21 protein-coding genes are annotated in these 22,624 nt (G+C 69.2%); 8 read left to right on the forward strand and 13 right to left on the reverse strand.

Annotated features, from left to right (window positions below; genetic code table 11):
• Positions 1–59: 59 nt before the first annotated feature.
• The 3 genes from AC1DWR_RS08735 to AC1DWR_RS08745 all read right to left on the reverse strand — a co-directional run bounded on the left by AC1DWR_RS08735 (position 60) and on the right by AC1DWR_RS08745 (position 3,859).
• Positions 60–914 carry a glycerophosphodiester phosphodiesterase gene (locus AC1DWR_RS08735; RefSeq protein ID WP_477614647.1) on the reverse strand — a complete coding sequence of 285 codons (855 nt, stop codon included), beginning with the start codon at positions 912–914 and terminating at the stop codon, positions 60–62.
• A gap of 156 nt (positions 915–1,070) precedes the next feature.
• Positions 1,071–1,748: a response regulator transcription factor gene (locus AC1DWR_RS08740; RefSeq protein WP_477614646.1), complete on the reverse strand. Its 678-nt coding sequence runs from the start codon at positions 1,746–1,748 to the stop codon at positions 1,071–1,073.
• On the reverse strand, positions 1,745–3,859 hold the full coding sequence (locus AC1DWR_RS08745) for a sensor histidine kinase (RefSeq protein ID WP_477614645.1): 2,115 nt from the start codon (positions 3,857–3,859) through the stop codon (positions 1,745–1,747). Before AC1DWR_RS08745 ends, AC1DWR_RS08740 begins: the two co-directional genes overlap by 4 nt.
• Before the next feature lie 203 nt (positions 3,860–4,062).
• On the opposite strand from AC1DWR_RS08745, the gene AC1DWR_RS08750 reads away from it, so the two are divergent.
• The 3 genes from AC1DWR_RS08750 (at position 4,063) to AC1DWR_RS08760 (ending at position 6,283) form a co-directional block, all read left to right on the forward strand.
• Positions 4,063–4,698, forward strand: coding sequence for a hypothetical protein (locus tag AC1DWR_RS08750; protein ID WP_477614644.1), 636 nt, complete (start codon positions 4,063–4,065; stop codon positions 4,696–4,698).
• Between the two features lie 168 nt (positions 4,699–4,866).
• Complete coding sequence (locus tag AC1DWR_RS08755; protein WP_477624264.1) at positions 4,867–5,466, forward strand: DUF4126 domain-containing protein; 600 nt, start codon at positions 4,867–4,869, stop codon at positions 5,464–5,466.
• A gap of 46 nt (positions 5,467–5,512) precedes the next feature.
• Positions 5,513–6,283 carry a CPBP family intramembrane glutamic endopeptidase gene (locus AC1DWR_RS08760; RefSeq protein WP_477614643.1) on the forward strand — a complete coding sequence of 257 codons (771 nt, stop codon included), beginning with the start codon at positions 5,513–5,515 and terminating at the stop codon, positions 6,281–6,283.
• Here AC1DWR_RS08760 and rsmI read toward each other — a convergent pair.
• Positions 6,276–7,151, reverse strand: a complete 876-nt coding sequence (rsmI, locus tag AC1DWR_RS08765) for a 16S rRNA (cytidine(1402)-2'-O)-methyltransferase (protein ID WP_477615294.1) — start codon at positions 7,149–7,151, stop codon at positions 6,276–6,278. The genes AC1DWR_RS08760 and rsmI overlap by 8 nt on opposite strands.
• 86 nt (positions 7,152–7,237) lie before the next feature.
• On the opposite strand from rsmI, the gene AC1DWR_RS08770 reads away from it, so the two are divergent.
• Positions 7,238–8,794: a dolichyl-phosphate-mannose--protein mannosyltransferase gene (locus tag AC1DWR_RS08770; RefSeq protein ID WP_477614642.1), complete on the forward strand. Its 1,557-nt coding sequence runs from the start codon at positions 7,238–7,240 to the stop codon at positions 8,792–8,794.
• A 50-nt stretch (positions 8,795–8,844) separates the two neighbouring features.
• Here AC1DWR_RS08770 and AC1DWR_RS08775 read toward each other — a convergent pair whose 3' ends face one another.
• The 5 genes from AC1DWR_RS08775 to folE form a co-directional block, all read right to left on the reverse strand.
• Positions 8,845–9,681 (reverse strand): class II fructose-bisphosphate aldolase, encoded by an 837-nt coding sequence (locus AC1DWR_RS08775; RefSeq protein ID WP_477614641.1) that lies wholly within the window; start codon positions 9,679–9,681, stop codon positions 8,845–8,847.
• A complete protein-coding gene (locus AC1DWR_RS08780; RefSeq protein ID WP_477614640.1) occupies positions 9,678–10,604 on the reverse strand; it encodes a 1-phosphofructokinase family hexose kinase in 927 nt (308 codons plus the stop codon). Before AC1DWR_RS08780 ends, AC1DWR_RS08775 begins: the two co-directional genes overlap by 4 nt.
• A complete protein-coding gene (locus tag AC1DWR_RS08785) occupies positions 10,601–11,608 on the reverse strand; it encodes an ROK family protein (protein ID WP_477614639.1) in 1,008 nt (335 codons plus the stop codon). Before AC1DWR_RS08785 ends, AC1DWR_RS08780 begins: the two co-directional genes overlap by 4 nt.
• Before the next feature lie 69 nt (positions 11,609–11,677).
• Entirely contained in the window at positions 11,678–12,901 is a 1,224-nt protein-coding gene (locus AC1DWR_RS08790; RefSeq protein ID WP_477614638.1) for an ROK family transcriptional regulator, read from the reverse strand.
• 85 nt (positions 12,902–12,986) lie between these two features.
• Positions 12,987–13,631 (reverse strand): GTP cyclohydrolase I FolE, encoded by a 645-nt coding sequence (gene folE, locus AC1DWR_RS08795; protein WP_477614637.1) that lies wholly within the window; start codon positions 13,629–13,631, stop codon positions 12,987–12,989.
• A gap of 140 nt (positions 13,632–13,771) precedes the next feature.
• On the opposite strand from folE, the gene AC1DWR_RS08800 reads away from it, so the two are divergent.
• Positions 13,772–14,830: a glycerophosphodiester phosphodiesterase family protein gene (locus AC1DWR_RS08800; RefSeq protein ID WP_477624265.1), complete on the forward strand. Its 1,059-nt coding sequence runs from the start codon at positions 13,772–13,774 to the stop codon at positions 14,828–14,830.
• A gap of 262 nt (positions 14,831–15,092) precedes the next feature.
• Here AC1DWR_RS08800 and AC1DWR_RS08805 read toward each other — a convergent pair whose 3' ends face one another.
• From AC1DWR_RS08805 to AC1DWR_RS08815, 3 genes are all read right to left on the reverse strand, one after another.
• On the reverse strand, positions 15,093–15,629 hold the full coding sequence (locus tag AC1DWR_RS08805) for a SigE family RNA polymerase sigma factor (protein ID WP_477614635.1): 537 nt from the start codon (positions 15,627–15,629) through the stop codon (positions 15,093–15,095).
• A complete protein-coding gene (locus AC1DWR_RS08810) occupies positions 15,626–16,708 on the reverse strand; it encodes a hypothetical protein (protein WP_477614634.1) in 1,083 nt (360 codons plus the stop codon). Before AC1DWR_RS08810 ends, AC1DWR_RS08805 begins: the two co-directional genes overlap by 4 nt.
• Positions 16,709–17,079: 371 nt before the next feature.
• Positions 17,080–17,472, reverse strand: a complete 393-nt coding sequence (locus tag AC1DWR_RS08815; RefSeq protein WP_477614633.1) for a hypothetical protein — start codon at positions 17,470–17,472, stop codon at positions 17,080–17,082.
• A gap of 517 nt (positions 17,473–17,989) precedes the next feature.
• On the opposite strand from AC1DWR_RS08815, the gene AC1DWR_RS08820 reads away from it, so the two are divergent.
• Positions 17,990–18,928, forward strand: coding sequence for an acyl-ACP desaturase (locus AC1DWR_RS08820; RefSeq protein WP_477624266.1), 939 nt, complete (start codon positions 17,990–17,992; stop codon positions 18,926–18,928).
• Positions 18,929–19,102: 174 nt separating this feature from the next.
• Here AC1DWR_RS08820 and AC1DWR_RS08825 read toward each other — a convergent pair whose 3' ends face one another.
• The gene (locus AC1DWR_RS08825) at positions 19,103–19,660 is read right to left on the reverse strand and encodes an NYN domain-containing protein (protein WP_477616012.1); all 558 of its coding nucleotides are present in this window, start codon (positions 19,658–19,660) and stop codon (positions 19,103–19,105) included.
• Positions 19,661–20,284: 624 nt separating this feature from the next.
• Between AC1DWR_RS08825 and AC1DWR_RS08830 the strand changes: the two genes are divergently transcribed.
• Both AC1DWR_RS08830 and AC1DWR_RS08835 read left to right on the forward strand, forming a co-directional pair.
• The gene (locus tag AC1DWR_RS08830) at positions 20,285–22,039 is read left to right on the forward strand and encodes a hypothetical protein (RefSeq protein ID WP_477616013.1); all 1,755 of its coding nucleotides are present in this window, start codon (positions 20,285–20,287) and stop codon (positions 22,037–22,039) included.
• A gap of 238 nt (positions 22,040–22,277) precedes the next feature.
• Positions 22,278–22,562, forward strand: coding sequence for a TraR/DksA family transcriptional regulator (locus tag AC1DWR_RS08835; RefSeq protein WP_477616014.1), 285 nt, complete (start codon positions 22,278–22,280; stop codon positions 22,560–22,562).
• The last annotated feature ends 62 nt before the right edge of the window (positions 22,563–22,624 follow it).

The following is a 22,624-nucleotide window of genomic DNA, read 5'->3' on the forward strand; positions in this document are numbered from 1 at the left end:
CCCGGTATGCCGCGCGGGCGGCATACCGGGGCATGGCTGGCAGGGGGTGCCGGGCCAGGTCAGCTCTTGCGGAGGATGTCCCGCAGCACGGAGGGGTAGTCGGTGATGATGCCGTCGACGCCCCAGGAGATCCCTCGGCTCATGTCGCCACCGAAGTTGACCGTCCACACGTGGATGTCCAGGCCGAGCTCGTGGGCCCGGGTGACGATGCCCTGGTCGATGTTGCCGAGCGCGGGATGGACCGAGTCGAGCCAGGTGCTCGCCGCGACGAGCTGCTCGTCGGTGGGGCGGGTGTAGTAGAGCAGCCCGACCGGCACGTCAGGCGCCAGGTCGTGGTAGGCGCGGAGCCACCCTTCGTCACCGGCTTGCATGATGACCCGATCGGCAGCCAGCGCCTTGGTGAAGGCCGGGATCGAGCGCAGGTTCTTGTCGATGTCACGCTCGATGCCGGGGAAGGCCCACGGGTCCTTGGCCTCGAGCAGCATGCCGGCTCGGGAGCCGACCGCCTCGACCCACTCGCGCAGGGTGGGCACCTTCTGGCCGGCGTACTTGGCGCTGAACCACGAGCCGGCGTCGAGCTGCTTGATCTCCGCGAGGGTGAAGGTGGACACGTTCCAGGGCGAGCGGTCGGGGAAGACCTGCTCGACGTTCGTGGTCCGGGCCAGGGTGAGGTCGTGCATGATCACCAGCGCGCCGTCGCTGGTGCGCATGATGTCGTTCTCGATGTAGTCCGCACCCTGCTTGAGGGCGAGCTCGACCGAGGCGAGGGTGTTCTCCGGCGCCATGGCGCCGGAGCCACGGTGGGCGATGACGGCGACCTGCGGCGAGTCGGCTGCGGTGGCCGTCCCGGGCGCGATACCGAGCACTGCGGCGGCTGCCGCCAGCACGAGGGCGATTCTGTGCGTTCCCTTCATGGGGTCCACAACTCCTTCGGTGTGGTGGATTGTCCGGATGTAAGCGGTTACATCCAGATTCCGGGAACCCTTCCAGAAGGAGAGCCGATCCGGGGAGATACCCCCGCGCCAATCGGTGAGCGGTCGTCGCCGAGCACCCGAGGGACCGCCGGACGGTCAGTCCCGCTGGCCCATCCCGGCGTCGCGGGCCCGGATGATGACCTCGGCGCGATCGGTGGCCTGGAGCTTGGACAGGATCGCGGACACGTTGTTGCGGACGGTCTTGGGCGCTAGGTAGAGCTCGGCCGCGATCTGGCCGTTGCTGCGCCCTGCGGCGATGAGGTCGAGCACCTCGCGCTCTCGGTCGGTGAGCATCGGGAACTCGGGGGCCCGGTGCTGCGAGGACGGCGACAGCAGGTCGCCGATCCGTGCGGCCAGCGACGCGCCGAACACCACGCCTCCCCCGGCGACCGCGATGATGGCGCGGACCACCTCGTCCTGCGCGGCCCCCTTGACGAGGTAGCCGCGCGCTCCGGCCCGCATCGCCGACAGCAGGGTCCCGTCGTCCTCACCCATCGTGAAGACGAGGACGCCGACCGACGGTTGCGCGGCCAGGACCTGACGGGTGGCCTCGATGCCGTTGACGTGGGGCATCTGGATGTCCATGACGATGACGTCGGGACGGTGTTCGGCGGCCAGGGCCACGGCTTCGGCGCCGTCGGCGGCGCGCGCGACGACCTCGATGTCGGGGTGCGGTGCGAGGAGGGTCGCCAGGCCGTCCCTGAAGATCGGGTGGTCGTCGGCGATCAGCACCCTGACGGCGCCGCCAGCCGGGGTCTCACGGTCGTCGCTCATGCGCCCCCACCCGTCGGCAACCACGCCCGAACCGTCGTGCCGCCGCCAGGCGGGCACAGCACCTCGTAGCGACCACCCAGCTCCTCCACCCGCTCACGCAGCGACCGCAGACCCACCCCGGCGACCACGTCCGCCGCGATGCCGCGGCCGTCGTCGTGCACCTCGACGGCGAGATCGGCCGGACCGGTCGCGAGCGAGACGGTGCAGGTGCGCGCGTGCGCGTGGCGGGCCACGTTCGTGAGCGCCTCCGACACGATCCGGTATGCCGCGACCTCCACGGCCGCGGGCAGGCCGGCGACGTCGTCGGCGCGGACGGAGACGTCCAGCCCCGCCGCGCGGGTACGGTCCGCCTGCTGCTCGACAGCCGCGAGCAGGCCAAGGTCGTCGAGCGCCGGCGGCCGCAACCCGTGGACCAGCCGTCGCACGTCGGCGAGCGCCTCAGTGATCTCGGCTCGGGACTGCACGACCAGCCGGTGCGCAGTCTGCGGGTCGGTCGCCACCGCGTTGCCCGCGGCATCCAGTCGCATGGCCACTCCGCCGAGCACCGGGCCCAGGCCGTCGTGCAGGTCGCGACGGATCCGCCTGCGGTCCTCCTCCCGCGCCAGCACCAGCTGCTCGCGCGACTCCTGGAGCTCCCGCGCCAGCAGGCTGCTGCGCACGGCGATGGCCGCCTGCCGGACGACGTCGACCAGCAGCACGCGGTCGCGGCGCGAGAGCATGCCGCGGATCCCCCCGTCGGGCAGCTCGATCGACCCGATCCGCTCACCCCGGTAGGAGATGGGGAACGAGCGGCTCGCTGACGGCTCCGTCCCGTGGGTCGCCGCGAGCCCCTGGCCGCCGGGCCCGAGGACCTCGACCCGCACGAACGGCACCCGGAACGCCTCTGCCACCGTCGCGGCCAGCATCGGCAGCTGCTCCTCGAGACCACCCGACTCCTCGAGGCGCTCGGCCAGGGCCGAGACGACCTCGTACCGCTCCCCCCGCCTGCCCAGCACCCGGCGGCGCACCTGCGCGGTGAGCCACGACCGCAGTGGCCCGTACGCGGCGACGGCCAGCACGAGGACGAGCACGGTCACCTGCCGCTCCTCGAAGCGGTCGCCGAGCAGCGAGGCGGCCGCCGCCACGACAGCCAGATCGAGGAGGACGAACAGGGCGGCGATGCCGCCATAGACGAGCGTGCCGCCGACCAGGGCGTCGACGTCGCCGGTCTCGGGTCGGACCACGCCGATGACCACGGAGACGCTGGTCGCCACGAGCGCGAGCACCAAGGCGGCGAACCCGACCGGCCCGTTGAGGTCGAGCAGCATGACGCCGCCGGCCAGCAGGCAGACGATCGCGGCCCACAGCAGCCAGCGCAGCTGGGTGCGCTCGACGCCGGTGGAGCGTGCGTGTCGCGCGAACACGGTGGCGGCAGCCAGCGGCATCGCGAGCATGGTCAGCACCTGACTGACGTGGATGGTCGCCGTCGCAACCGACCCCGACAGCGGCAGCGCGATCTGCGGCAGGAGCGCCACCACCTCGTCGGGGAGACGGCCGTCGTAGATCACGGTGTCGGGCGCGAGGACCAGGCTGAGCGGGAGGGCCAGCGACATGACGAGGGCGGCAAGGCCGACCCACCGCCACCGCCCGGACGGCAGGCGACCGGTCGGGTAGAGCACCAGCACCAGCGGAAGCGCCACGAGCAGCAGCGACCCGGCCTCGGAGACCACCCAGTAGGCAAGTCCCGTGAGCGGCAGTGGCGGCCGGTCGTGCAGTCCCACGACGGCATACGACTCGCAGAAACCGTCGAGCGCCCAGAAGGCGCCGGCGCCGGCGAGGACCAGTCCCACCACGTGCCACGGGCGGAACGCGAGGATCGCGGCGCCGCACAACCCGACGAGGGCGCCGATCGCCCCGCTGACGACGCCCCGCTCGGAGACGTAGAGCGCGCGCTGGGCGTCCGTGGACTGCGCGTCGAGCACCACGCAGCCGACCACGAGGGCCACCAGCACCAGCACGAGCAGCGCGGGCACGAGGGCGTGCCGCGGGCCGGCGTCGACGCCTCGCGAACCCGGTTTCCCGGGCGCGCGCGGGCTCGACGCCTCGGCGCGCAGGGCTGGCACAGCGGTCACCTCGCCAGTGTGCCAACGCCGGTGTCCCGCCGTCAGGGGATTGGTGTCCCGATCTGTCGGGACACCTTCTGGGACCGGAGACGGGACGCCGACCCCTGCCGCCCGGGTCGCGGGGCGCCACAGAGTTCTCGGCAACGGCACCGACCACGTGCCGGCCGCACCACCACAACCACAGACACCACCACCCAGCAAGGAGACCCACCATGTCGGTCACGAAGACCTCCGCCCCCGCTCGCTCTGACGTCGCCGCCGCGACCACCCAGGTGCCCGAGGCGACCAACCCGCGTCCGTACTTCCGGCACGGCACGATGCTCACCGTCGGGGCCCTCGCCTGGTCGAGCATGATCGTCGTGTTCGGGCTCAACAGCGAGACGACTGCCTACCAGTACGCCCACAACGCGAGTTCGTTCCTCTTCCAGGTCGGAGTCCTCAGCCTGGTGCGGGTCCTGTGGCGCACCAAGGCCATCGGCTCCGGCAAGGTCGCCCGCAGCGTCCTGCGCATCCAGACCGGTGCCCTCGCCCTGGCGATGGCCTCCACGGCCTCGGACTTCTTCGGGCTGACCAACCTCGACAACCCTGCGTCGCTGGCGCTCGACATGTTCTGGCCGATCTCGATGCTCGGCATGTTCCTCATCGGCATCCGCATCGCCATCGCGGGCCGCTGGAAGGGCTTGTCCCGCTTCTACCCCCTGGTCGCCGAGAGCTGGGCCGTCGTGACCGTGCCCGCGATGGGCATCTTCGGTGAGGGCGTTGCCCGCTGGGTCGGCGCGGCCCACCTCGTCGTCGGCTACGCCGTCCTCGGCCAGATCGTCGCCCGCAAGCGGGCCGACGGCAGCTGAACCCACCTCCACCTCTATCGGTATGCCGCGCGCGGAACTCCGCGCGCGGCATACCTGCGTCGGGTGGCTGGAGAAGGTGACAGCGGCGGAGGCGGAACCGCGCATTTCGCACCGGCGTCGAGTAGACATGTCTTCACAGGTGCGCCGCACCCGCACAGGAGGTGGCCGATGATCGCCGCACTGACCGGCATGGGGTTGTCCGCGGCAGCGGGGCTCAACGCCTACATCCCGTTCCTCGTCGTGGCGCTGATCGCCCGGTTCACGGACTTCATCACGCTGCCGCAGTCGTATGCGTGGATCGAGTCGTGGTGGGCGATCGGGATCGGCGCGGTGCTGCTGCTCACCGAGGTGGTGCTCGACAAGATCCCCGCGATCGACACCGTCAACGACGCGGTTCAGACGTTCATCCGGCCGAGCATGGGTGGCCTGATCTTTGCCGCCACGTCGGCCGCCGAGGGCCTCGACCACTCGTCCTGGATGACCAACAACCCGTGGGTCGGCGTCATCCTGGGCGTGGTCACCTCAGGTCTGGTGCACGGTGGGAAGACGGTGGCCAGACCGGCCATCAACGCCGGCACGCTCGGGTTCGGGGCGCCGGTGGCGTCGACCGTCGAGGACGGTGCGTCGATCGGGCTGAGCCTGGTGGCCGTGTTCATCCCGGTGCTGGTGATCCTGTTCCTCGTCCTGCTGGCGTGGCTGCTCGTCTGGCTCTGGCTCAAGGTGCGGCGATGGCGCAGGAGACGAGATCGCCGCGCCGCACTCGTATGAGCCCACCCGTCAGGGTTCGTCCAGCCCGCAGCAGCAGACTGGGCGCATGACCGTCGCCGCCGAAGCCCCCACGCGCCGATCCCTCGTCTCCGAGACGGTCCTCGTGCTGGGGGTCAGCCTGGGCGCGAGCGGTGTCTGGGCCCTGCTGTCGCTCGTCAACAAGCTGACCCAACCCGTGGCGCTGAACCGCCAGACGACGGCCATGAACTCCTCCGTCACGCCCGACCGGCCGTGGCTCGACCTGACCTACCAGCTCGTGGGCATCGTCCTCGCCCTCGTCCCCGTCGCCCTGGCCTTGCACCTGTTGTCGCGCGACCGCCCGGACGCCCGGCACGCGATGGGCGCGGACCTGCGCCAACCGGGACGCGACCTGCTCCGTGGCGCCTTGCTCGCCGCCGCGGTGGGGCTGCCGGGGCTCGGGCTCTACGCGGCGGCAAGGGCGCTCGGGCTCAACACCACGATCGCCGCGGCGAACCTCTCGGACCAGTGGTGGACCATCCCGGTGCTCGTGCTGGCCGCCGTGCAGAACGCCGTGCTCGAGGAAGTCGTCATGATCGGCTACCTCTACACCCGGTGGCTCCGTGCCGGCTGGTCGCTGCCCGTCGTCATGGTCACCTCGGCGCTGATCCGCGGGTCCTACCACCTCTACCAGGGCTTCGGCGGGTTCGTCGGCAACCTCGCGATGGGGCTGCTGTTCGGCTGGGTCTACACGCGCACCCGACGGGTCGGCCCGCTCGTCGTGGCCCACACCCTGCTCGACGTCGTCGCCTTCGTGGGTTATGCCCTGCTGAAGGACCACCTCGCCTGGCTCAGCTGAGAGCCGGCTTCCCCCGCGAGACGGCCGCGTCGTAGAGCGCCTTCTTCTTCAGGCCCGTGGTGGCCGCCACGTCGGAGCAGACGTCCTTGAGCCGCTCACCGCCCGCCACCCGCTCCTGTATGCCGGGCAGGGCCTCCTCGACGGTCGTCACCGTCGGCGTCGCCCCGGCCACCACCACGGTGATCTCGCCCCGGACCCCGTCGGCCGCCCAGGCCGCCAGCTCGGCGAGCCCTCCGCGGCGGACCTCCTCGTAGGTCTTCGTGAGCTCCCGGCAGACCGCCGCGCGGCGATCCGGGCCGAAGGCGTCCGCCATTGCGACGAGGGTGGCATCGATGCGGTGCGGCGCCTCGAAGAAGACCATCGTCCGCCGTTCGTCCGCGAGGGCAGCCAGGCCGCGCGCCTTCTCCCCCGCCTTGCGCGGCAGGAAGCCCTCGAAGCAGAACCGGTCGACCGGCAGGCCGGAGACGGCGAGCGCCATGAGCACCGCGCTCGGGCCGGGCACGCACGTGACGCGGATCCCCGCGGTGACCGCGGCGTCGACGAGCCGGTACCCGGGATCCGACACGGACGGCATACCGGCATCGGTCACCACGACCACCCGCGCGCCGGCGCGGAGGCGCTCGACCAGGTCAGGGGTGCGCGACGCCTCGTTGTGCTCGTGGTAGCTGAGCACCGAACCGGCCGGGGAGATGCCGAGGTCGGAGCACAGCCGCCGCAGCCGGCGCGTGTCCTCCGCCGCGACGATGTCGGCGGTGGCGATCTCCTCGGCGAGACGGGGGGCGGCATCGCGGGGGTCGCCGATCGGAGTGGCTGCGAGGACGAGGACGCCGAGGCCCGAGGTCGCGCCCGAAGTCGCGGCCGTAGTCACGCCCGAGGTTGCGGCGGGAGTCGCGGCGGAGGTCACGTCGCCATCCTGTCAGGGGCGCCGTAGTTCCTGTGCATACGATGGCGCGCATGACCCGGATCGAGCTGCTGCGATCACGGCTGCTCGGATTCAGGCCATCGGACACCCTCTGGGGGTGGCTCGGCCCGCTGTTCTTCGCGGTCGTGGGCGGTGGCATGCGGTTCTGGTCGTTGGGCCGTCCGCACCAGCTGGTCTTCGACGAGACGTACTACGTCAAGCAGGGTGTCTCGATGCTCGAGTACGGCGTCGAGATGCGCGTGCCGGGCACCATCAAGAAGCCGGACGAGCTGTTCACGCAAGGCACTCCGGATGTCTTTGGGACAGAAGGGGATCTGGTCGTCCACCCACCCGTGGGCAAGTGGATCATCGCGGCCGGGGAGCACCTGTTCGGGCAGACGTCGTCGTTCGGCTGGCGGTTCTCGGTGTGCGTGCTGGGGACCCTGTCGATCCTGATGATCGGGCGTGCCGCGCGACGGATGTTCGGGTCGTCACTGCTCGGCACGATCGCGGCGTTCCTCGTCGCCTTCGAGGGCCACCACTTCGTCCAGTCACGGACCGGGCTGCTCGACCTCATCGTGATGTTCTGGGCGCTGGCGGCGTTCTGCGCGCTGCTCATCGACCGTGACCGGTCCCGGGCCCTGCTCGCCGAGCGCGCGGCAGGGCTGTCGAACCATGCGCTCGCCTCGGGGCTCGGTCCGTGGCTCGGGGCCCGTCCGTGGCGCTGGGTGGCGGGCATCTGCCTCGGCCTCTGCGCCGGGACGAAGTGGTCGGGGCTGTTCTTCCTCATGGCGTTCGGGCTGATGACGGTCCTGTGGGACATGGGGGCCCGTCGTGCCGTCGGGGTGCGGCACTGGTTCTCGGGAATGGTCGTGCGCGACGGACTGTGGGCAGCCCTGGTGATGTGCACCACGGCTCTTGCCACCTACCTCGCGTCGTGGGTCGGCTGGTTCGCGTCCAGCGGCGGCTACGACCGTCAGTGGGGCAAGATCCACCCGTCGCACGACACTCCGTGGGTGCCCGATGCGCTGCGTTCGCTGTGGCACTACCACCAGGAGATCTACAAGTTCCACGTCAACCTGCACGACAACCACCCGTACCGGACCAACCCGTGGTCGTGGGTCATCCAGGGACGTCCGACGTCGTTCTTCTACGAGGGCCCGAAGCGCGGGGTGGACGGCTGCCCGGTCGCCCAGTGCTCCAAGGCGATCACGTCGATCGGCACCGTCTCGATCTGGTGGCTCGGCGCGGCCGCCATCCTGGTGCTGGTCTTCTACTGGCTGTTCAAGCGGGACTGGCGCGCCGGCGGAATCCTCGCCGGGCTGGCTGGCGGCTACCTGCCCTGGTTCGGGCTCGAGGAGCGCACCATCTACTCCTTCTACACGGTGGCGTTCGAGCCGTGGATCATCTTCGCGGTGGTGTTCGTGCTGGGGCTGGCCCTGGGGAAGCGCACCGACTCGTGGCGACGCCGGGAGATCGGCCTGTATGCCGTGGGCGCCTACTGCGTGCTGACGCTGGCGATCTTCGCGTTCTTCTGGCCGGTCTACACCGCGCAGGTGATCCCGCAGAGCCAGTGGTCGCTGCGGATGTGGTTCCCCAGCTGGGTCTAGCGGATCGGCTCGCACGTGGGTCGGGCAGGTGGGTCGGACAGCTCAGCCGGTCACTCCCCGGCGAGCAGGCGCAGCAGCCGGGCGGCCTCGGCCTCGACCGCTGCCCGGCCGGCACCGAGGTAGCGGCGGGTGTCGACGACGGTCGGGTTGTCGGCGAGGTGCTCGCGCACGGCCGCGGTGAAGGCCGAGTTGAGGTGCGTCGCGATGTTGACCTTCGTCATGCCGTGGGCGACGGCTGCAACCAGGGACTCGTCCGCGACGCCCGAGGAACCGTGCAGCACCAAGGGAACCGGCACGGCGGCACGGATGCGGGCGATCAGGTCGAGGTCGAGTGTCGCCGTGCGGCTCGTCATCGCGTGCGACGAACCCACCGCGACGGCCAGGGCATCCACCCCGGTGTCAGCGGCGAAGGCGGCGGCGTCCGCCGGCTCGGTGCGGACCCCCGGCGCGTGCACGCCGTCCTTGCCTCCGATCTCGCCCAGCTCGGCCTCGACCGAGACCCTGGCGGCGTGGCACCGCACCACGACTTCGCGGGTCGTCGAGCGGTTGCTCGCGTCGTCCAGCTTCGACCCGTCGAACATCACCGACGTGAAACCCAGGCCGATGGCCTCGTCGACCAGCGCCACACTCTCGGCATGGTCGAGGTGCAGCACGCACCGAGCCGATGACGCCTCGGCAATCGCCTTGGTGGCCAAGGCGATCGGCGCCAGAGCCCCGTGGTAGCGAGCAGCGTTCTCACTGATCTGGAGCACCACCGGCAGGCCGGTCTCCTCGGCGGCGCCCACGAGGGCCTCGGCGTGCTCGAGCTGGATGACGTTGAAGGCTCCGACACCGCGGTCGCGGGTCGATGCCTCGGTCAGCACGTCGGCGAGGTTCACCAGGGTCATCGAACGTCCTCCACGAGGGTTTGGGTCTCCAACCGGGAGATGTCCGTCGGATCCACCACGCCGGCGACTGGCTGGAGCACCGCTGCCCCCGACCATGCCACGGCATCGCGCAGGACCAGGTCGTGCGGGCGACCTTCGGCGAGGCCGGCGGCGAGGGCGGCGACCACCGCGTCTCCGGCCCCCGTCGGGTTTCCGGCAAGCGAGGCGTCCAGGCGTGCGTGCACCGCGGCGCCGTCCGCGGCATACCAGGTCAGTCCGTCGGGGCCGGCGGAGACGACCACGTCACGGGCACCCAGGGCGCGCAGCGCCGCGACGCCGGCGACCACGTCGTCGGCCCCCGTGGCTTCGGCAAGCTCGACGCGGTTGGGCTTGACGATGTCGGGCCCGGCCTCGAGGGCCCTGCGCAGCGGCTCGCCGTCGGCATCGAGGATGACAGCGGCCCCGGCGTCGCGACACAGACGAACCAAGACTGAATAGCCGTCGTCGGGGATGCCGGGAGGCAGGCTGCCGGCCAGCACCACGACGGACGCAGCGGTCTCGGCCAGCAGGTCGCCGATGTGGTCGAGCAGGGCGCGCCAGGACTTCGGCGACTGCTCCGGCCCGGGTTCGTTGAACACGGTCGCGTCGCCCTCCGAGGCCGAGACCACCGTAAGGGTGCGCCGCGCCTCGCCGTCGGCGTCGGCGAAGGAGTGGCGCAGTCCTCGGGCTTCGAGGTCCGCCCGGATCCGTGCGCCCGTCGCCCCACCGGCGCACCCGGTGACCACGACATCGTGGCCGCACGCGACCAGGACCGAGGCGACGTTGACTCCCTTGCCACCCGCGCGCTCGGTGACGGCCCGCACCCGGTGACTGGTATGCCGCGTGAGCGCGTCGACCTCGTAGGTCACGTCGAGCGCGGCATTGGGGGTGACGGTGAGGATCACAGGGCGTCCCAGATGAGGCAGGCGGCCCCGAGCGACCCGGCCCGGTCGCCGAGGGCGGCCCGCTCGATGGCCGGGGGACGCTGGAAGGTGAGACGGGCGGCGACGTCGTCGCGCAGCGGCGCGAGCAGCACCTCGCCAGCCTGGGACAGCCCACCTCCCACGAGGACGAGGTCGATTCCCGTGAGGGTGACCGTCATGACGACCGCCCGGCCGAGCGCGCTGATCGCATCGGCCCAGACCGACGAGGCCAGGGCCTCCCCCGCCGCGGCGCGGGCGGCGATGACCTCGGCGGAGATCGCCTCGGAGGACTCTGCTGGGGGCTGCACCTGGGACTGCGGCTGGGACTGTCGTCGGGAGCGCTCGGCGTAGGTCCGCTCGATCGCGCCGGCGGAGGCCAGCACTTCGAGGCAGCCGCGCTGGCCACACGGACAGGCGGGCCCCGACGGCTCGACCACGACGTGACCCAGCTCGCCGGCCCAACCGTCGCCGGAGACCACCGCGCCGTCGAGCAGGAGGGCTCCGGCGATGCCGGTGCCGAGGGGCATGAACAGGGCCTGCCTGCGGCCGCGCGCGCCACCGAGACGCGACTCGGCCAGCAGGCCGGCCCGGACGTCGTGCCCCACGACGACGGGCACCTGGAGCAGGGACTCGACGCCGCCGCGGATGTCGAGGTCCCGCCAGCCGAGGTTGGCGGAGTAGACGCCGATCCCGCGCACCTCGTCGACCAGGCCGGGGACGACCACACCGCACCCCACGAGGCGCACCGCGTGGTCACGGGGAGCGGCGGCCAGGAGCTCCTTCACCGTGGCGGCGACCACTCCGCCGAGGTCGGCCCCGATGTCGCTGGGGGTCGGCGTCGTCGTCTGGACGACCACGCCGTAGTCGCGGTCCACGAGGGCGGCCTTGATCCGGGTGCCCCCGATGTCGACGGCGGCCACCACCGCAGCGGCAGCGGCAGCGGGGAGCTTCTGGGACTGCCCCGCCATGGTGGACCTCGCGCTCATTGATTCATTCGGTGCCTGAATTATCTCGTCAAGCCACGGTCGGATGTCAAGGCCCGATGTCAGGGCATGTCAGGGCGCGACCACACTCGGATCCTGAAAGACCGTGTCGAGCGAGTAGTGCGCCCCGCCCCGGGCCGCGGAGGTGAGGCCGAGCGTGGAGCCGACCACGCGGCATACCTCGGCAGTCGTGTTGAGGCGACGCTCGACGACGAGCTCGGCGACAGGGACGACCAGCTGCTCCTCGAACCACGCGAAGTAGCCGCCGAGGACGACCATGCCGGGGTCGAGGACGTCGACGAGGATCGACACACCCGTGCCGAGCCCTTCGGAGATGGTGGCCAGCGCGGCCAGGGTGCGGGCATCGCCGTCCAGGGCACGTCGACGGAGCTCACGCAGGCGGTCTTCGAGCGGCCGTCCCGGGTTGTGCACCACGTCCGACTCGTCCGCGGCGAGTCGCAGGAAGGCGGCGAGCCCGACCATCGTCTCCCAGCAGCCCCGACGTCCGCAGACGCACTGGCGGCCGGCCGGGTCGAGCGGCAGGTGACCGATCTCCCCGGCAGAGCCGTGGGTGCCACGCAGGATGTGGTCGCCAGAGATGATGCCTCCACCGACCCCCACGTCGCCGGAGATGTACAGCAGGTCACTGACGCCCTGGCCCGCTCGCAGGGCGTGTTCGGCCACGGCAGCGAGCTTGGCGTCGTGCTGGATCGAGATGCGCGGATGTCCTTGTCCCAGAAGGCGTTCGACCTCATCGACGAGGCCGACGTCGCGCCATCCCAGGTTGGGCGCGAGCCGCACGACACCGCCGCCACTGTCGATGAAGCCGGGGGCGGCGATGGTGATGGCGACGCACTGCACTCCTGCTGCGCCCAGTGAGGCCAGGGCCTCGCCGAGGAGCTCGGACGCTCTGGCGATGGTGTCGCCTGCAGAGAGGTTGGCGGCATCGATCGGGCGCGTCGACTCGCGGATGACGGTGCCCGAGAGGTCCACCGCGATCAGGCTGAGGTAGTCGACATTGATCTCGACCCCGAGCCCGCAGACCCGTCGTCCGTCGAGGCTGACCGTCAGCCCCGGACGGCCCACGGCCCCGGCCCTGTCGGGCTCCCCCTCGACGACCAGACCCCGGTCGACCAGGTCGGCGATGAGCGTCGACATGGTGGCCTTGGACAGGCCCGTCTCGGCGGCCAGTCGCGCCCGCGACCTGCCCCCTCGGTCACGGAGGTGCCGCAGGATCAGGCCCAGGTTCGCGCGACGCATCGAGGCGGGGTCGGTGCGACCTTCGGCCTCCTGCACGCACAGCCTCCTGACCTGGCACGGGTCTCGGCGACCCTTCCCGGAGAAGGCTAGCAAGAGTTAGTTCACCGCGTGGTCCAACTCCTCAGGCGCCCTTCCCCGCCAGCGCGAAGAACTCCTGTCGAGACCCGGGATCGTCGCGCAGCTGGCCGTGCAGCGCCGAGGTCACGGTGCGTGAGCCGGAGGCGCGCACCCCTCTCAGTGACATGCAGAGGTGCTCCGCCTCGATGACCACCCCGACCCCACGCGGCGACAGGTGCTCCTGCAACCAGAGTGCGACCTGCTTGGTGAGCCGCTCCTGGACCTGCAGGTCGCGGGCGAAGAGCTCGACGACGCGCGCCAGCTTCGAGAGCCCGAGGATGCGGTCGCCCGGCAGGTAGCCGACGGTGGCAGTCCCGTGGAAGGGCAGCAGGTGGTGCTCGCAGAGGGACTGGATCGGGATGCCCCTGGCCAGCACCAGCTCGTCGTAGCCCTCGTCGTTGGGGAAGGTGGTCAGCTCGAACTCGCGAGGGGTGAGCAGCTCGGCATACGAGGCGGCCACGCGACGCGGCGTGTCGCTGAGGTGCGCGGACGCCGGGTCCTTTCCGAGGGCCAGGAGCAGGTCCGCCACCGCTCGCTCGGCCGCTCGCAGGTCCACGGCTGTTCGCTCGTGGACCACCCGTAGCCGGCCCGCCGGGGGGTGGTCGTCCTGATCGGCGTCCCGCGCTGCGACGGATTCTAAAAGAGACATGGTTAGACATTAGAAGACGATGCACGAAACCGCAATGCGGCACCGGGACACCACTGGTTGTGCCGGGGTTCACCCGGGGGTCGCGAACTCGTCGATTGGCCCGCTTAGCGTCCCGGGGCATGAGAGCACTACGAGTTGTTGTGACCACAGCCATTGCGGCTGGCCTGTGTCTGTCCGCCACTGGCGTGGCCCAGGCCACTCCCGACGCCGCCGGTCCGGGCGTGTTGCCACAGAAAGCGCAGTTCGACCTCCAGGCCCACCGTGGTGGCATTGGCATGACCACGGAGGAGTCCCTGCCCGGATTCGCCAAGGCGCTGGGGCTGGGCGTGAGCACCCTGGAGCTCGACACCCACGTCACCAAGGACGACAAGGTCGTGGTCAACCACGACCGGCAGATCAGCGCGCAGAAGTGCAAGGACACTGCGCCGGTATTCCCGGGCGACCCGATGTATCCCTACGTGGGCAAGTACATCAAGGACCTCACACTCGCCCAGATCAGGACCATGGACTGCGGCTACCAGCAGCTGCCGGGCTTCCCACAGCAGGAACAGATCAAGGGCTGGCGCATGGCGGAGCTCAAGGACGTCCTGAACCTCGTGAAGGAATACCGGGCCAACCAGGTCACGCTCAACATCGAGACCAAGGTGGAAGCCGGGGCCCCTGAGCAGACGGCCCCACGTGAGCAGTTCGTCCGCCGGGTCTACGAGGAGATCCACGCCTCGGGCATCGAGCGACAGGTGACCATCCAGTCCTTCGACTGGGGTGCACTGAAGCTGATGCACACCCTCGCCCCGACCTGGCCGCTGGTCGCGCTGACGAACTACGACTTCCTTCAGGTCGGCAAGCCTGGTGCTTCCCCGTGGCTGGGCGGCGTCGACTCCGACACCTACGGAGGTGACCTGGTCAAGACGGCCGAGGCTGCGGTACCCGGTCTGACGGCGGTGTCGCCGAACTACGGCTTCCCGCAGAACGGCACCGTGGGCGACCCCATGTTTCGCTTCTACCCGGACAAGGAGATGGTCTCCGAGGCGCACCAGCGCGGCCTGAAGGTCATCCCCTGGACGTGCGATGACAACGCCACGATCGAGGCGCTCATGGATATGGGTGTCGACGGCATCATCACCGACTACCCGAACCATGTGCGAGACATCATGGCCGAGCGCGGCATGCGACTGCCGAAGGCCTATCCCGCTCCCTGAGCGTGGTCGAGTCGAGGCGGGGCACCTTGCGGTTCGAGGTGCCCCGCCTTGTCGTGCACCGTGATTCCCTTTCCGGGCCACGCGGCGGTGTCATCGGCAGGCGGGCGATGGTGTCCAAATGACAACAGAAGAACCCCGCCCGACCGAGCATGCGATCCCCCACCGACACTCGACTCCAGACGGCGCCTCTTCGAGCACACCCTGACCACTCGAGGTCATGCTCTTGGCATACGGCACTCCGCCCAATTGGATTCACCGGCAGTCAGGGAGTAGCCGAGGCTGCTGGACGACTGGATGTGGAGGTTGACGGCGTGACCGCAGCCTCCTGCTGGTCTGATGGCTGGTTGCGCAGGCGCGCCAAAGCCTCGCGGGCGTGTGACTTGACGGTTCCCACGGAGATGTTGAGAGCCACAGCCGTTTGGGCCTCGGTCAGGTCGTCGAAGTAGCGCAGCACCAGCACCGCTCGTTGGCGCGGCGACAGCCTTCGGAGGTCGTCGAGGAGTGCGAGGCGGTCAAGGTTCTCGGCACTGGCGTGGGACGACGCTTCGGGGATCAGGTCGGTCGGGACCTCGCGCCAGCGGCGACCGCGCCAGCGGTTCACGGACTCACGCGCGAGGACCTGCCTGACGTAACCCTCCGGTCGGTCCTCGATCCATTGCCACTTGGGCACCACCTTGATCAGGGCTGACTGCACGAGGTCCTCCGCATCGTGATGGTTGCCGGTCAGCAGGTAAGCGGTCCGCAGCAGGGCTCCTCGGCGAGCGACCACGAATTCCTCGAAGCTGGCGTAGCCGGTCATGACCGACCGCCCGTGCGGAGCGCCTGGCCGATCAGAGCGCTGGCGAAGCTGACCCGATCGGGAGCCCCCGATGCGACCACCAGACGACGGTGCGCCTCATCGACCGGCAGCTCGCAGCGCTGGCTCGAGGGGCAGAACGGAACGGCGGCGTCGAACTCCTCGGCAACCACTGTGACCTCGCCATTGGTCGGGTTCTTCCGCTGACCGAGCAGGACGTCGGGACCGATCACGCCGAGGAGGTTGCAGAGTGCTGGTACGTCAGCCGGCGAACTGTTCAGGGTCTTGGCGTCATAGACGTTGAGCGTTGAACATGACTTCGAGTCGTCGCCGAAGTTCGTCGGTGGGCCCTGCGCGGGCCAACTGGCGACCGCAACGTCAGAACCGCTGTAGGGCAACCGATACGGGTTGACTCGGGTGGGCGCCTTACCCGGCTCCCACAGCCATCCGTCGCCGTCACTGCCTCCCGCGACCAGGCCGTAAAGGTGGTTGTTGTCGACCCACAGACCCCCCACGCGCGTACCGAACCCGAACGCGGACGTGTGGGTCTGGCCGCTGACCAGGTCGCGGACGACCGGCTGCAGGACCACATCCTCTGCCCCCGGACGCGACGTCAGGTGCGTGTAGGCCAGCCTGCGTCCGTCGGGCGACAGCGCGACCCTCACTCTGTCAAGCGCCTCGGGATCGTCACGAGGCAGGTCGATCGAGAGCTTGCCGAACCTCCCGGTCCGGGCGACCAGGCCGACGGCCTCGGGCGAGCCGCCACCCTCGTGCGGGACCAGCCAGACTGCGGCCAGYGGTCCCGGAGCTTCGCCGAGCTCCGGCAGTACCGCCCCCGTCGGGTACTGGATCGGAAGCGGGAAGGCAACGCTCGTCGCCGGCACAAGGTCGATTTGATCGCGATCGCCGAGTCGTAGACCGACTCCCGTGCCGATGGTGCCCACGACCAGGGCAGCGGCCGTGAGGGCCACGAGCTGCCTGCGCTGAGTCCGCTTTCCGCGCGCCCAGAGCTCCGCCGGTGGCGCACCTCCCGTCGGTGCATCGTCGGCCAGGTCCACCAGTAGGTCGCGCAACGTGTCCATGGGCTTCTCCGATCCAGAGTCTCACCCAGGAACACGCCACGGGAGAGGCATTCGGAGGGGTGCGCTACCCGACATAGTCATCGCAGTCAGAGGGGTTGCGGCTGGTGGCTCGACGAGCCTGAGAGCCGGTGGATGGCCACAGCCGAAGGGTGCCGTCGCGCGCCAGCCGAAGGTGGGATTGCCCTTTCCCGCCATCTGAGCGTCCGCCCATGCCGCGCTCCGAGCGGCGCGACGCTCCTATGCTTCGTCAAGCAGCTGTGGCCTGGTTTTCGAGTGCTGCGATGACCAGGCCGAAGACCTGCTGCTGGGCCTCGGTGGAGGCACTTATCGCGGAGCGGCGAGCAGCCAAAAGCACTGACAGTGCTTGGCGTTCACCCCCGGCGCGAGGTGTTCCCAACCGCGGTCGGGCCATCGCTTCCCGGGCAGCGCGGATCGCATCGAGCGGATCGGTCTTCGCGCCGTTGCCACGCGCAGCTCGCTTCGGCCGGTCCAGCTCGATGACGATCTCCGACATCTCCAGCAGGTGACGGCTCAGACCGGCGCCGTGACCGCCGGTCCCCTTCGATCGCCCAAGCCCGCGGCATCGGGTGGTTGTTGGCGAACTCCACCAGCTCGGCATAGCCCTGGGCTGTCGCCTCGACGGTGATCTCGTCGAGGACACCACCGGTCGCAGTATCGACCACGGCTGCGGAGTGGGTGTGGCCGTGGGTGTCGACGCCGATGACGACATCGACCACCTCGCGCAGATCGGTCAGACTGTTCATGCGTTCTCTCCTTCGCCGGACGGGATGTGGTTCCGGTCCGGGACGGAGCCTCGGCAGGACTGTGATGAGACACATCCGGCGCCGCTAACGCCGGGTGGTCAAGCTCCTGATCAGGCCAGCTCCTCCAACCGGGCCGGGGCCGGTGACCACGAGCGGACAGGTCGCAAACAAGGCACGAAGGCCAGTCTTTCCGGGGGTCACACTCGCGGTCACCAACCACAGCCCAGCACCATCAGGCTGCGTTGGCGATCCTCACAGTCACTCCGCCGCGTGCGTCCGTCCCTGGCGAGGCGACGTTGGCGTGTGCGGCTGGCATGCCCGTGGAAGCGCTCAACGCGACGTCCGACGACTTCGCCCGCATCGATCTAAAGCTGCCAGGCGCTCGTCCCGCCGTCCACCGACTGACGAATTTGGGCGTTCGGCCATCACGGGCCTGCTCACAACTGTGTATCGGCGAGCTCGGAGGGTGTAAGCAGGGGTGGGCGCGACCTGCGCGCTCGTCAACGAGGAGGACCCCGTGGCCGCCGCACTCGACAGCGCCCAGTTGCTCGCCGCCCTCGAGCCGACCGTCGAGGAGAACCTCAACCGTCACCTCGAAGCCGCTCAGGACTGGATGCCGCACGAGTACGTCCCGTGGTCGCTGGGCCGCGACTTCGCCGAGCTTGGCGGCGACCCGTGGTCGCCGGACCAGTCGCAGCTCTCGCCGATCGCCCGGACGGCGCTGGAGGTCAACCTCCTCACCGAGGACAACCTGCCCAGCTACCACCGGGTGATCGACCAGGCCTTCGGCCGCGACAGCGCGTGGGGGACCTGGGTCAACCGATGGACCGCCGAGGAAGGGCGACACGCGTTCTGCATCCGTGACTACCTGCTCGTCACCCGAGGCGTCGACCCCAACGAGCTCGAGCGGGCCCGGATGGACACGATGGAGACCGGTTACGACTCGGGCGACAAGCAGCTGCTGAACCTCTGCGCCTACGTCTCGTTCCAGGAGCTGGCCACCCGTGTCTCGCATAGGAACACGGGCCGCTACACGGAAGAGCCCATCGCCGAGAAGCTGCTCACGCGGGTCGCCAAGGACGAGAACCTCCACATGATTTTCTACCGGAACCTCGTCCAAGCGGCGCTGGAGCTGACGCCGAGCCAAACCATGCGGGCGATCACCGACGAGGTCGTGACGTTCCAGATGCCCGGCTCGATAATCCCCGGGTTCGGACGCAAAGCCGTGCAGATGGCCATGGCTGGCATCTACGACCTGCGCATCCACCACGACGACATCGTGGCCCCGATGCTGCGTCAGTGGGGCGTCTGGGACCTTGAGGGCCTGGACGCCGCGGGTGAGCAGGCCCGGGAGGAGCTCGCGGCCGCCGTCGCCTCCCTCGATGAGGAGGCCGGCCGGTTCGTCGCCCGCCGCGAGGAGCGTGCGGCGAAGCTGGCGGCCCGCCAGGGGGCCTAGTGTCGCTGTGGGTGCTCAGAGCAACCACGGTCAATGGCGTCCATGCATGTCGACCAGGCCCCCCGGAGGTGGGTCTTTTCGTCGCGAGACAGGCGACACTAGGGCGCTGCTGACGAGCTGTCCGGAGACGGATCCCTGATGCCTACTGGCATCGCAGACCGGCTCCTCTGGGATCTACAGGAATTGAGTCGGGTCGAACTCTTCGATGGGGATGATGCGGACGCGTGGCATCCGTTCGTTGAAGGCCCGTACGTCGTACTCCAGGTCGAAGGTTTCGAGCCCTTTCTCGCGCAGTTCCGAGAATGCGAGACTTCGGAACTCGACGAAGCCGACGACGCCCACCCGTCTGCCGTCGAGCAGGTCGTGCACTTGCTCGACGAAATCCCCGTCATTGCTGACCAAGAGCACATCCGCGTCTCGACTGCGAAGTTCTCGAAGGGTGCGCTGGATGGCGACATCTACAACCTTCACGGCACTGTCGCCGGAAAGCGCAATTGGTCGATAACCCATCGCAAGCAAGGCTTGCACGAAGGCCATCGGAAGCTCGCCGTTCGCGGCAAGGAAGAACAAACCGTTCGCGGGATGTCCCCATCGCTCCCGCGCGAACTCCAGAAGACGCTCCCACCGAGGACGTTCCTCAGGGCGGGGACGCCGTCCCAACATGGAGCCCAAGGTGGCGTCGATGTTCTCCCCGTCGACGAGGACGTACGTCGGGCGAGGTTCCTCGGGCATGGATCGAGGCTACGGGTGCCCGTTGGCTTAGCGCTTGGGAATCCGATGATTCATTGATAAGACAGCTGGACGAGTCCTGCACGCCGCGTCATACCCCCGCGTTCTGGCCGCTCAGGAGCCAGAACGGTGAAGCAGTCTGTCCGTCGTTGCTAGCACCCGAAAGACAGTGCGATGCAGAGGCACGGGCGGACCCGCCAGGTACATGTCGTGAGCGGGACCCAGTCGAGCGGTGATCGGGAGCGAGGGCATCCCCCTGGCGTTGACCCGACCTTCGCGGGCGAGACGGAAGAACTCATCGAACAGTCGAAAGTGAGTGGAATCCGGGTTACGTCGGCGAGCCGTTGGCGACGCGCCAGTCGGTGTGGGTAAGCCCTACGTGGCTCGGAAGTGAGCCTCGAAGTGCCAGGTCGGCTTTGGCTGCGGCGAGGCGCTGGTCGAGGATCCACCCCTCGAGTCAAAGGTGTGGTCGGCTGGGCGTCTGACGGATGCACGGTTCAGCGATCGATTGAACTGTCATCGAGACCGGTGAGCGCGAGTGTGGGCCAGAGCTACGCAGTTTGCTGGAGGTGCGGGTCATCCCTTCGCGGGAGGATGCGCTGGCAGGCTGGATCGGGAGGATCGTCGATGAACGCCGCTCCGCACTTCGTCCGTCGGCCGCTATGGCTGTTCGTCCCGGCTGCGCTCGTCGCAGCCCTGGTATTGCCCGGGGCCGCGACACAGGCCGCCTCGGCGAAGGCGCCCGAGAAGCTGAAGCCGAAGTTCACGAACGCAGCGGCGTTCGACGTGTCGCCGTCACTTCGTGAACTGGCAAAGGCCGCCAAGCACGGCGCAGCGCGGCCCGACGTGGTGGGCCGAGACCCGAACCTGAGGTCGGCTATCACCCGTGGCAGCGCGGCCGACGGGGCGCTGCAGTCCGACGCCTCGCCCAGCGCCCTCGCCATCCCGGGCACCCAGGCAAACTTCGAAGGTCTGAGCAACCAGGACAACTTCAACGTCTTCGGCGGCAGGGTCAACCCACCCGATCCCAACGGTGAGGTCGGCCCGAACCACTACGTGGAGATCGTCAACCTCGTCTTCGCGGTCTACTCCAAGAACGGCACGCGGCTGCTGGGACCCGTGGACACCGGCACGTTGTGGAACAACTTCCCGATCGACGAGTGCACGGAGCCGTCCGGTGACCCGGTGGTCATGTACGACCAGGTGGCCGACCGCTGGATCCTCACCCAGTTCACCACGCGCGGGATCGACTACCCGGACGAGCCGCTCAACCAGTTCTACAACTGCGTTGCCGTCTCGACGAGTCCTGACCCGACCGGCTCGTACTACCGCTACGCGTTTACCACCGGGTTCAACTTCCCCGACTACCCCAAGTACGGCGTGTGGAAGGACTCGTACATCATCACCACCCGCGAGTTCGGCATTCTCGATCCGAGCATCTACGGCATCGGCGTCTACGGGCTCGAGCGCAACAAGATGATCCTGGGCGATCCAGGCGCGCGTGCGGTGAGCTTCCTGATGACCGACAGCGCCGTGCCGCTCAACCTGATCGGCGACGGGCTGCTGCCACCGGACGTGGACGGAAAGGCCAAGCCCAAGAACGATGCCCCCGCGCCGATCGTAGGAACCCAGGACGACAACGCTCCCTATGGGGCGACCTTCGACGCGCTCAACATCTGGGAGTTCGACGTCAAGTGGCGCTCGACCCCGACGGCGTCGATGGTCCTCAAGACGCAGCTGCCTGTCGCCTCGTTCGACTCGGACTTCCCGTGTATCGGTGGCTTCGGCTCCAGGGACTGCCTCCCCCAGCCGGGCATCACCAACACGGCGCAGTACCTCGACATCCTGTCCTACCGACAGCGGCCGACCTTCCGGCTGGCCTACCGCAACCTCGGAACCTCTGAGTCACTGCTGACGAACCAGTCGGTCGAGGCCATGCCGGGGGTTGCCGGCGTGCGCTGGTATGAGATCCGGCGCACCAACGGCATCTACAGCGTGCGCCAGCAGGGCACTTACGCGCCCGCCGACGGCGTCCACCGGTGGATGGGGAGCATCGCGGCCGACAAGAACGGAAACTTCGGGCTCGGCTACAGCGTGGTCAACGGCACCAATGTGTTTCCGGGCATTCGGTACACAGGGCGGATGGCGGCTGACCCGCTCGGCCAGATGCCACTGGGCGAAGGCACCATCGTCAACGGGACCGCAGCCCAGACCACAGCCAACTCGCGCTGGGGCGACTACTCCGACCTGACCGTGGACCCCGTCGACGACTGCACGTTCTGGTACGTCAACGAGTACTACACCGCGGCCAGCGCGGCGTCGGCACCCAACGGAAACGGATGGACGACTCGGATCGCCAGCTTCAAGCTGCCCGGCTGTTGACACCCGGGCGCCCCTGCGGCACAACATCCGACTGCACCACTCGGGCGGTGCTCCAACCCACCCGCTGATGGCGATGGCGTCGGATGACTCGTTGGGGGAGGCTGTGGAGATGGGCCGCCCACCTGACGATTCCTCAGTCGAACGCGCCCCCGATGGCACCAGGCCGGAGGTTGAGCTTGGGGCCGCTGCTGAGCGATTGCGCGGGGAGCGGGACGAAGTCTGCGCCCGACTTGCAAGCATGACAACGGATCTCGAATCCCTCTTCGCCGCATCCGCGGACTCGAATGCCGATGACGAGCACGACCCCGAGGGTCAAACCATCGCCTACGAACGCTCACAATTGGCGGCGCTCATTGAGGGGGCGCGGGACCATCTCGCCAGCATCGAGGCCGCCATGCTCCTACTCAAGCAGGGTAGCTACGGGATCTGTGAGGTGTGCCACCAACCCATTCCCGCCGCGCGGCTGGACGCCAGACCAACCGCACGAACCTGCATCCAGCACGCCACGCCCATCAGAGGTTGAGGGAGACGCTGGTAGCTGGGCCCTTTGGTGGCCGCCGATCTCGAGACCAGGGACAGACTTGG

The sequence above is a fragment of the Pedococcus sp. P2_E2 genome (genome assembly GCF_056403955.1).